The organism is Mycobacterium angelicum (assembly GCF_002086155.1).
Taxonomy (GTDB): Bacteria; Actinomycetota; Actinomycetes; order Mycobacteriales; family Mycobacteriaceae; genus Mycobacterium; species Mycobacterium angelicum.
Genome location: NZ_MVHE01000107.1, coordinates 1 through 10601 on the forward strand (window position 1 = coordinate 1; position 10601 = coordinate 10601).

At 71.1% G+C, this 10601-nt stretch carries 8 protein-coding genes; 4 read left to right on the plus strand and 4 right to left on the minus strand.

Annotated features, from left to right (window positions below):
* The 4 genes from BST12_RS27560 to BST12_RS27575 form a co-directional block, all read right to left on the minus strand.
* Positions 1-3887 (minus strand): PE family protein (locus tag BST12_RS27560; protein ID WP_083116367.1); only part of this gene is annotated, 3887 nt, incomplete at its 3' end.
* Positions 3888-4039: 152 nt separating this feature from the next.
* Positions 4040-5536: a long-chain-fatty-acid--CoA ligase FadD17 gene (gene fadD17, locus BST12_RS27565; RefSeq protein ID WP_264063081.1), complete on the minus strand. Its 1497-nt coding sequence runs from the start codon at positions 5534-5536 to the stop codon at positions 4040-4042.
* A gap of 83 nt (positions 5537-5619) precedes the next feature.
* Positions 5620-6705, minus strand: a complete 1086-nt coding sequence (locus tag BST12_RS27570) for an acyl-CoA dehydrogenase family protein (RefSeq protein WP_083116368.1) — start codon at positions 6703-6705, stop codon at positions 5620-5622.
* A gap of 21 nt (positions 6706-6726) precedes the next feature.
* On the minus strand, positions 6727-7908 hold the full coding sequence (locus tag BST12_RS27575; protein ID WP_083116369.1) for an acyl-CoA dehydrogenase: 1182 nt from the start codon (positions 7906-7908) through the stop codon (positions 6727-6729).
* Between the two features lie 153 nt (positions 7909-8061).
* On the opposite strand from BST12_RS27575, the gene BST12_RS27580 reads away from it, so the two are divergent.
* From BST12_RS27580 to BST12_RS27595, 4 genes are all read left to right on the plus strand, one after another.
* Positions 8062-8253: a ferredoxin gene (locus BST12_RS27580; RefSeq protein ID WP_083116370.1), complete on the plus strand. Its 192-nt coding sequence runs from the start codon at positions 8062-8064 to the stop codon at positions 8251-8253.
* Between the two features lie 23 nt (positions 8254-8276).
* Positions 8277-9182 (plus strand): 3-oxoacyl-ACP reductase, encoded by a 906-nt coding sequence (locus BST12_RS27585; protein WP_372511102.1) that lies wholly within the window; start codon positions 8277-8279, stop codon positions 9180-9182.
* A gap of 200 nt (positions 9183-9382) precedes the next feature.
* Entirely contained in the window at positions 9383-10147 is a 765-nt protein-coding gene (locus BST12_RS27590; RefSeq protein ID WP_083116373.1) for an MlaE family ABC transporter permease, read from the plus strand.
* Between the two features lie 45 nt (positions 10148-10192).
* On the plus strand, positions 10193-10601 hold a 409-nt coding region (locus BST12_RS27595), incomplete at its 3' end, for an ABC transporter permease (protein WP_211281377.1).

Genomic DNA, 10601 nt, shown 5'->3' on the forward strand with positions numbered 1-10601 from the left:
CTGCCGGCCGTGCCGCCGCCGAAGCCGACCCCGCCGCCACCGCCTCGGCCGCCGTTGCCGCCGTCGCCACCGACCGAGCCGACGCCGCCGTTACCACCGTCGCCGCCATTGCCCTTGGTGCTGGTGGTGCCGGTTGCGGTGCCGCCGTCGCCGCCGCTGCCGCCGGCGCCGCCGACGGTGCCGTTACCGCCGGCGCCGCCGTCCCCGGCCGCTCCGCCACTGCCGCCGCTGCCGCCGTTCTGGCCGCCGTTGCCGCCCGCGCCGCCGTTGCCACCCTGGCCGCCGGTACCGGCGTTGACAGCTCCGCCGGCCCCATTGCCGCCGTGACCGCCGGCACCACCGGTGGCGTTGCCGCCGGTGCCCGTCGCCGATGCGGTGCCGCCGTTGCCGCCGGCCCCGCCCGCCGCCCCGTTGCCGCCGAGATCGGTGAGCGGATTGGGATCGTTGGTCGCGTTGCCGCCGGTTCCGCCGGCGCCGCCGGTGGCCGTGCCATTGTCGTTGTTTGCGGTCGCGTTGCCGCCGACGCCGCCCTTGCCGCCGGGGCCGAAGCCGCCCGGCCCGCCGTCGCCGCCGGTTCCACCCATGCCGCCGGTGGCCGTGCCGCCCTTTCCGGTTTCCGACGCGCTGCCGCCGGCGCCGCCGGTGCCGCCGGGTCCCGCGATGACGCTGCCCGCGCCGCCGGTTCCGCCCACTCCGCCTTGGGCGGTGTCATTGTCGGCTGAGTTGACGCCGCCGCCACCGACGCCGCCGTTACCGCCCTGCTGGACTTGCGTCGGGTCAGGGGGAGTGCTGTCTGGCATGCCGGCAGTACCGGTGCCGCCGTTGCCGCCGAGTGGGGTGGTGCCGTTCGGCGAGCCGGTGCTGCCGGTGGCGGCTTGTGCCGTTGTGGGGTTGATGGTGGTGTTGACGGCGTTCGCGCCGACGCCGCCCTTACCGCCGGAGCCGCCGTTACCGCCGTCACCGCCCTTGCCGGTGGCGCCGCCGAGGCCGCCGGTGGCGCCGGGCGCGCCGCCGCTGCCCGGATTGCCGCCGTTGCTGCCCCCGCCGCCGTTCCCGCCGGCTCCGGCTTGCGGTGTGGCGTTGAAGTCGGGTCCGAAGCTCTGCGAGCCATTGGTGCCGTTGCCGCCGTTTCCGCCGGCGGCGCCCAGGCCGCCGTCGCCGCCCTTGCCGCCGACGCCGCCACTGGAGCCGGCGCCGCCGTTGCCGCCGTTGCCGCCGACGCCGGCCAGGCCCGCGTCGCCGCCTTTACCGCCGTCACCTGCGGTGACGGGGCCGAAGTTGGCATTGTTGGCGCCGCCGGCGGCCCCGGTGCCGCCATTGCCGCCTTGGCCGGCGGTGCCGCCATTGCCACCGGTCCCGCCGTTTCCGGCGGGCGCGGCCGTGGCTCCCGTCCCGCCGTTGCCGCCCTTGCCGCCCATCCCGGCGTTGCCGCCGCTGCCGCCCGCGCCGCCGGCTCCGGCGGCCGCGGTGAGATTGCCCTGCACACCGTTGCCGCCCTGTCCGCCGGCGCCGGCGTTGCCGCCGTTGCCGCCGAGACCGCCGATACCGGCCGCACCGCCGCTGCCCGCGTTACCGCCGTCGCCGCCCTGGCCGCCGAGACCGCCGACGCCGCCGGTGCCGCCCATGCCGCCGTTCGGTGCGATCGTTACGCCGGTGTTGGGGACGAAGCCGCTGCCGCCCTGACCGGCCGCCCCGCCGTTGCCGGCGGTTCCGCCGGCACCGCCCTGCCCGCCGATGCCGCCGGGCCCGCCGGCATTGCCGCCCGCTCCGCCGGCGCCCCCGCCGCCGCCTTCGCCGCCGTTGGCGCCGGTGCCGCCGACGGGCGCCACGCCCGTGCCCGCGTTCCCGGTTCCACCGATGCCGCCGTTGCCGCCGTTGGCTCCCGCGCCGCCGATCCCGCCGTTGCCGCCTTTGCCGCCGTTGGCGCCGACGCCCTGCGCACCTTGCGTCCCGCCGTTGCCGGCGCCGCCGCTGCCGGGGTTGCCGCCCGCGCCGCCGTCCGCACCGTCGCCGCCGACGGGTGTGTTGGTGCTGTTGTTGCCGGCGTGGCCGCCGTTGCCGCCGGTGCCGCCGTCGCCGCCGGCCCCGCCGGTGCCGCCCGTTCCGCCCGGGCCGCCGGCGGCGCCGCCGTCACCGCCGAGCCCGCCGGCACCGCCCACCACGCCGTTTCCGCCTGCCGCGTTGGACACGCCGGTGTTGTCCGTGCCGTTGCCGCCAGTGGTGCCGTTGCCGCCGTCGCCGCCGTGGCCACCGTCGCCGCCGGCACCCGTGGCGCCGGCTTTGCCGCCACCTCCGGTGCCGGCCAAGCCGCCGACACCGCCCTGCCCGCCGGTGCCTGCGGCGCCGCCGTTGCCACCCGCACCGCCGCCGGCCACGCCGTTGGCGCCGTCGCCGCCGTCGCCGCCGAGACCGCCCCGGCCGCCAACTCCGCCGTTACCGGCGACACCGCCGGTAACAGCGGCGCCGCCCTGCCCGCCGGAACCGCCCTTGCCGCCGGCGAAACCCCCGTCACCGTTGGTCCCGAGCACGCTGGCGTCGCCGCCGGAAGCGCCGGTTCCGCCCTGCCCGCCGGCACCCCCGGTGCCGCCCGCGCCCACGCCACCCGGCAGGCCGCTGCTGGTGAGGAAGCCGCGAGCGCCGGACGTACCGCCGGGACCGGCGGCGCCGCCGGTCCCGCCGTTGCCCCCGGTGCCCGCCGCCGTCACGTTGTCACCGTTGCCGCCCATGCCGCCGGCGCCGCCGGTACCACCCTGTCCGCCGAGGCCGCCGGCACCGCCGTGGCCGAATATCACCGGGCCGCCGCCGCCGGCGCCTCCGGCGCCGCCATGCCCGCCCAGGCCGCCGTCGCCGCCGGTGCCGCCGATGGTGCTGGCGGCCATGCCGGCGCCACCGTCGCCGCCCTGGCCGCCGGCCCCGCCGTTGCCGCCGCTCATGAACAGGCCTGCGGCGCCGCCGTTTCCGCCGGTTCCGCCGCTGCCCGCGAAACCACCGCCCACGGCGCCGGGGCTGCCGATTCCGCCGGCGCCGCCGGTCCCGCCGGTGCCAAGCAACCAGGCGGCGTTCCCGCCGTCGCCGCCGTGCCCACCGGTGCCGCCGCCGGTGCCGCCGATACCGCCGGCACCGCCGACGCCACCGGTGCCGATCAGATACGCGGCGTTGCCGCCGTGACCGCCGGCGCCGCCAAGGCCGCCGCCGGCGCTCCCGGCGCCTCCCAGCCCGCCCGCGCCGCCGCTGCCAAACAGCAGGCCGCCGTTGCCACCGGCGCCGCCCGTGGCGCCGCCGCTGCCACCGGCGCCCCCGGCGCCGCCGTTACCCCATAGCCCGGCCGAACCGCCCTTACCGCCGGGCTGGCCCGGCGCGCCGGCTCCGCCGGCGCCGCCGTTGCCGTACAGCCAGCCGCCGTCGCCGCCGGGGCCGCCCGGCGTTGTGGCGTTGGCGCCGTTGCCGATCAGCGGTCGCGACAGGAACGTTTCCACCGGCGAAGCCGCCGCGCTGAGCGCCGCCTGCAGCGGCGCCCCAGAAGCCGCCTGCAGCGGCGCCCCAGCCGCCTGAAGCGGCGCCCCAGCCGCCTGAAGCGGCGCCCCAGCCGCCTGCAGCGGCGTCACAGAAGCCGCCTCGGCCGCGGCGTAGGCTCCGGCGCCGTAGCTCAGCGTCTGCACGAACTGGCGGTGAAATGCCGCCGCCTGGCCGGCCAGCGCCTGATAGCCCGCGGCGTGCTGGGCGAACAGCGCGGTGACGGCCGCCGACACCTCATCGGCGGCGGCGCTGAGCAACGCTGTCGTGGGTGCCGCCGCGGCCGCGTTGGCCGCACTGATCGCCGACCCGATGCCGGCCAGATCGGTCGCCATCGCCGCCATCGTCTCCGGCGCTGCGGCGACATACGACATGCGGCACCTCGCACTGTTTGGACGCGACTCGGCGGGCGGTCATCGATGCAACTGGCTAGGCGCGGATCGTATCGCTTCTGGGCAGCTCATTGAGGCATTCCGCGGATATATGTGTGTCGAATACGCGGTGCTCCCCGGCCTATTCGGAATCGCTAAATCGCGAACACCGGATCGCCGCAGTCGACACCCTCGGCCGCCAATTGCCGCTTGAGCACTTTGAAGGTGACGGTGCCCGGCAGGCCCGCGCTGATCCGCACGTACGACGGCCATTGTTTGGGCCCGAGGTCGGGCTGTTCGGCCAGGAAGACCCGGAATTTGTCGGTATCGAATCGCGTCCCGGGCGCCAGCACCAGCGCGGCCATCACCCGATCGCCCACCACCGGGTCGGGCACCGCATAGACCGCGACTTCGGCCGTGTCGGGGTAGCGCAGCAGAACCCGCTCGATGGGTGCGGTGCCCAGGTTTTCGCCGTCCACCCGCATCCAGTCGCCCAGCCGGCCGGCGAAGTAGGCGTAGCCGGCGTCGTCGCGGTAGGCGAGGTCGCCGCTGTGGTAGATGCCGCCGGCCATGCGCTCGGCCTCGGCGGCCTCGTCGTTGTAGTAGCCCTCGAAGCGGCCCGGCCCGGCCGTGTTGACCAGCTCACCGACCACGCCCGCCGGACACGGCCGCCCGGTGTCGGGGTCGACGATCTCGATGCCGGCCGGCAGCGGCCCCAACGAGCCCGCCGGGGTATCGGGGGTACGGGCAATAGCCACCCCGCCCTCGGTGGAACCGAACCCGTCCTGCACCACACAGCCGAACCTGCGGGCAAAGCGCTCCAGGTCGCCGGCCACACCTTCGTTGCCGTACACCGCCCGCAGCGGGTTCTCCGAGTCGTCAGGCTGCTCGGGTGTGGCAAGCACATACGACAACGGCTTGCCCACATAGTTGGCGTAGGTGGCGCCGTAGCGGCGGACATCGGCGATGAATCCCGACGCAGAAAACTTGCGCCGCAACGCTATTGAGCCCTGGCATGCCGCGGCCACCGCCCAGCCCACCAGCACAGCGTTGGAATGGAACAGCGGCATCGACACGTAGCAGACGTCGTCGGGGCCCAGGCCGAAGCGCTGGGTCATGGTCACGCCCGCGATCGCGACCTTACTGTGGCTGCACTTCACCGCCTTCGGCTCGCCGCTGGTTCCCGAGGTGAAGATCAGCATGAAAAGGTCTGCCGGCGAAGCGGATTGAAACGTCAACTCCGTACCACTGTGCGCGGCAACCTCGTCGGACCACTCAGTGGACTCGACGTTCACGTGCTCGATGTCCGCCAGCGGCCCCGCCGAAGCCGAATCCGCAAGCACCAGTTGGCAGTCGGCGTGGTTGATATCACGCAGCAGCGCCGCGCCGCGGCGCACCGGGTTCAGGCCCACCGGAACGATTCCCGACATCCCCGCGGCCACCAGCATCGCCGAGAAGAACGGCGTGTTCTGCAGCAGCACCCCGACGTGTGGCGGCCGCGCCGGGTCCAGGCGCGCCCGCAACGCCGCGGCAATGGCGGCGCCATGGCGCAGGTGCTCTCGCCAACTGGTGAACGAGTCCTCGAAGTAGACGCCCCGATCGTCGATCTCGGCCAGCGGCATCAGCAGCCGGCTGACGGTCGGGTCAGTCACTTCGCGGCCCTCTCGTCTCGAGCGTGACGCTGCAGTCACGTTGGGCGCCGAACGCGACTGCAGCGTCACGCTCGAGCAACAAACTACGCAGGAGTCTCCGCCAGCTCGCGGCCAATCTGTCGCAACTGCCCGGTAGCACCACCCAGCGAAAACTCAATCTCCTTGGCCGCCAGGAAGTATCGGTGTACCGGGTGATCGGTGTCCACGCCAACGCCGCCGTGCACATGCACAATGGTGTGCGCCACCCGATGCCCGGCTTCGGCGGCCCAGAACGCCGCGGTGGCCACGTCGATATCGGCCGGAACCTCTTCGGCGACCTTCCACGCCGCCTGGGTGAGCGTCAGCCGCAAACCCTTGACGTCGATGTAGCCGTCGGCCAGCCGCTGTCCAACCGCCTGGAAGCTGCCGATCGGGCGGTCGAACTGCTCACGGGTGCGCGCATATTCGGCCGTCATCTGCAACCCACGTTCCAGCACGCCCAGCTGAAAAGCGGTGCGGCCCAAGCTCTCCAGCGTGCGCAGCCAATCGACCACTTCGCTGCCGCCAACCCGCCGCGCGGCGGCAACCGAAACCCCGTCCAGCTTCAGATGCGCGACGCTACCCAGACCGGTGGTCTGCAACGGCGTCACGGTAACCCCGGGGTCGTTCGCACCAACTAGGAAAACCGCTGTGCCGGAATCGGTTTCGGCGGGTACCAGGAAGCCGTCGGCCACCGGGCCGAACGACACCTGGGTGCGCGTGCCGGTGAGTCGCGAGCCGGAGGCCTGCACCGGACCCTCGCCCATCTCGCCGTGCAACGCTACGGTCAGGATCTTCTCGCCCTTGACCGCCGGCACGCCCCACTCCTGCTGCAGCTCCTCGGAGCCGAACCGGGCCAGTGCCCCCGCGCCCAGCACCACGGACTCCAAATACGGCACCGCGGCCAGCTGGTGGCCCAGCGCAACCAGCACGGCCACCTGCTCCAGCCCGCCGAAACCGTCGCCGCCTACCGAGGAGGCCGCCGCGCTGGACAGAATGTCGGCGTCGATCAGCTTGCTCCACAGCTGGCGGTCGAACCGTTGCTCCAGCTTGTCCAGCTCACGCTGATGCTCCGGCGTGCACACCGCGTCCACGATGGTGTCGACCAGGCCGCCCAGGTCCTGCGCCGCTTCGGTTGTCGTGAAGTCCATTTATCCGATCCCTTCCAGAGGTCAGCGGCTGGCTCGGGGCAGTCCCATGGCGACCATGCCGATGATGTCGCGCTGGACTTCGTTGGTCCCCCCACCGAAGGTGAGGATCAGGCACGCCCGGTGCATCCGCTCGACCCGGCCGCGCAGCAACGCGCCGGGCGAATCCTGCCGCAGCGTGGCGGCCGTCCCCAGCACCTCCATCAGCAGCCGGTAGGCCTCGGTGGCCAGCTCGGTGCCGAACACCTTGGCCGCCGAAGCATCCGCCGGCGACAACGACTCACTGGAGGCCGAGGCCAGCTCCCAGTTGATCAGCTTGAGGACTTCGGCCTTGGCGTGCACCCGAGCCAGGTTGAGCTGTACCCATTCCGAGTCGATCAGCCGGGCTCCGCTGTCGTCCTTGGTGTTTTGTGCCCATTCCCGAACCTCGCGCAGGCACAAGAAGATCGGCGCCGGCGACACCAGCGCGACGCGCTCGTGGTTGAGCTGGTTGGTCACCAGCTTCCAGCCGGCGTTCTCCTCGCCGACGCAGTTGCTCACTGGCACCCGCACGTCGGTGTAGTAGGTGGCGCTGGTGTCGGGCCCGGCCATGGTGTGCACCGGAGTCCAGGAGAAGCCGTCGGCGGTGGTCGGCACGATCAGCACCGAAATGCCGCGGTGTTTCTTCGCTTCGGTGTTGGTGCGCACGGCCAGCCAGACATAGTCGGCGTAGGCGATCAGGCTGGTCCACATCTTCTGGCCGTTGATCACGTAGTCGTCGCCGTCGCGCACCGCGGTGGTGCGCAGGTTGGCCAGGTCGGTGCCGGCGCCGGGCTCGGAGTAGCCGATCGAGAAGTGCAGATCCCCGGCGGCAATGCGCGGCAGGAAGAACTTCTTCTGCTCCTCGGTACCGAACGCCATGATCGTCGGTGCCACGCTGTTGATCGTCAGGAACGGAACCGGCGCACCGGCCAGCGCCGCCTCGTCGGTGAAGATCAGCGAGTCCATCGGGGAGCGGTCCTGGCCGCCGTACTCCTTGGGCCAGTTCAGGGTGAGCCACCCGTCCTTGCCCATCTGCGCGACGGTCTCCCGGTAGACGTTGCCGATCCCGATTTCGCCCTGGATCGAACTCAGTGCCTCGCGCCGTTCCGGCGTCATCAGCTGGGAGAAGTAGGACCGCAGCTCGCGCCGCAGCTCCTCCTGTTCGGGGGTGTAACTGATCCGCATTCCAGCCGTCCTTCGCTCGACCGAGTCGTATTCCCGGTTGTAACACGTTCTAGTCTGGGAATCCAGCGAGCCTATCGTCAGGGATACCGCAGCCCCTATGGTGGGAGCTGGATACTGTTCAATAAGCCGCAGCCCAGGCCCGAGGAGAGTGCCGTGCGAGTGATTGTCGACCGTGACCGGTGTGAAGGTAACGCGGTGTGCTTAGGGATTGCCCCGGATATCTTCGACCTGGACGACGAGGACTACGCCGTCGTCAAGACCGATCCGATTCCCGCTGACCAGGAGGACCTGGCCGAGCAGGCGATCGCCGAATGCCCGCGTGCCGCCCTGTTGCGCGAGGACTAACCGAAACTAGAGGTATTCATAAAGTGAGTAGCACGACCGATCTATCAGGCAAGGTCGCGGTCATCACCGGTGCGGCCGCGGGCCTGGGCCGCGCCGAGGCAATCGGCCTGGCCCGCCACGGCGCTACCGTCGTCGTCAACGACATCGCCACCGCCCTGGACAACTCCGACGTGATCGACGAGATCAGCTCCGCGGGCGCCAAGGCAATAGCGGTCGCCGGCGATATCAGCCAGCGCTCCACCGCCGACGAACTCGTCGCCACGGCCGACGGCTTGGGTGGGCTGGACATCGTGGTGAACAACGCCGGCATCACCCGCGACCGGATGCTGTTCAACATGTCCGACGAGGACTGGGATCAGGTCATCGCCGTGCATCTGCGCGGGCATTTCCTGCTCACCCGCAACGCGGCGACGTATTGGCGCGCCAAGGCGAAAGAAGCCGAAGATGGCTCTATATATGGCCGGATCATCAACACCTCGTCGGAGGCGGGGCTGGTCGGCCCGGTCGGTCAGGCCAACTATGGCGCCGCCAAGGCCGGTATCACCGCGCTCACTTTGTCCGCGTCGCGAGCGCTGAGCCGGTACGGCGTGTGCGCCAACGCGATCTGCCCGCGGGCCCGTACCGCGATGACCGCCGATGTCTTCGGCGAAGCGCCCGAAATCGCAGCCGGCGAAATCGACCCGTTGTCGCCGGAGCATGTGGTGACGCTGGTCCAGTTCTTGGCGTCGCCGGCGGCGGCGAAGGTCAACGGGCAGGTGTTCATCGTGTACGGCCCGCGCGTGACCCTCGTTGCGGCGCCGACGGCCGAGCGTCAGTTCAGCGCCGACGGCCCGGCCTGGGAGCCCGACCAGCTGAGTTCGACGTTGCACAACTACTTCGCCGGACGGGATCCGGAACGGAACTTCTCGGCCACCGGCCTGATGACCTAGCCACGACTGGCGAGAATCATCGTTGCACTGAAGTGACCGGAGCGTGTCACGATCCGCCGGTGCGCATACCAGCAGTCAATTCTGCGGAAGCTCATCGACACCCCGAACATGTTCTAGTTACTATGAGCCGGCTCGCCATCAGCAGTGGGCGTTGACCAGATGTACACCTTTGCCGCATGCAGCAGACGGGGGGAACCAGGTTGATGCAACAACTTGCCGTCCCGGCCCGGGCCGTCGGCGGCTTTTTCGAAATGTCGATGGATACCGTTCGCGCCGCCTTTCGGCGGCCGCTTCAGTTTCGGGAGTTTTTAGATCAGACCTGGATGGTCGCCCGGGTATCCCTGGTCCCAACACTGCTGGTGTCCATCCCGTTCACGGTGCTGGTGGCATTCACGCTCAACATCCTGCTGCGGGAGATCGGCGCCGCCGACTTGTCCGGTGCCGGAACGGCATTCGGCACCATCACCCAGCTGGGCCCGGTGGTGACGGTGCTGGTGGTGGCCGGGGCCGGGGCCACCGCGATCTGCGCCGACCTGGGTGCGCGCACCATCCGCGAGGAAATCGACGCGATGCGGGTGCTGGGCATCGACCCGATCCAACGGCTTGTCGTCCCGAGAGTTTTGGCGTCCACCTTGGTCGCGTTGTTGCTCAACGGCCTCGTCTGCGCCATCGGCTTGTCCGGTGGCTATGTTTTCTCGGTGTTCTTGCAGGGCGTCAACCCGGGCGCGTTCATCAACGGACTGACCGTGCTCACCGGGCTGCGCGAGCTGATCCTCGCCGAAGTCAAGGCGCTGCTGTTCGGGGTGATGGCCGGGCTGGTCGGCTGCTACCGCGGGCTGACCGTGAAGGGCGGGCCCAAGGGCGTGGGCAATGCCGTCAACGAAACCGTCGTCTATGCGTTCATCTGTCTGTTCGTCATCAACGTGGTGATGACCGCCATCGGCGTCCGAATCTCGGCCAAGTAGCGGCGGGGTAACAATCGATGGCGGCGAAGCGATGGTGAGTATGCGATGAGCTACGACGCCACCCTTCGCTTCAGGCGCTTCTTGTCGAGGTTCGCTGGACCGGTCGACAACTTTGGCGAGCAGGCGCTGTTCTTCGGCGAGACGATCCGCTACGTCCCCAACGCGCTCACCCGCTACCGCAAGGAAACGATCCGCAACGTCGCCGAGATGACGCTGGGCGCCGGGGCGCTGGTGATGATCGGCGGCACGGTCGGGGTGGCCGCGTTTTTGACGTTGGCCTCCGGCGGCGTCATCGCGGTGCAGGGTTATTCGTCGCTGGGCAACATCGGCATCGAGGCGCTGACGGGCTTCCTGTCGGCCTTCCTCAACGTCCGTGTGGTCGCGCCGGTGATCGCCGGTATCGCGCTGGCGGCCACCATCGGCGCCGGTGCCACCGCGCAACTGGGCGCCATGC

What these genes read in the sequence shown, in the direction of transcription:
- BST12_RS27570 (WP_083116368.1), bottom strand. Translation starts at nt 6,705, where the DNA reads ATGGACTTCACGACAACCGAAGCGGCGCAGGACCTGGGCGGCCTGGTC.
- BST12_RS27575 (WP_083116369.1), bottom strand. Translation starts at nt 7,908, where the DNA reads ATGCGGATCAGTTACACCCCCGAACAGGAGGAGCTGCGGCGCGAGCTG.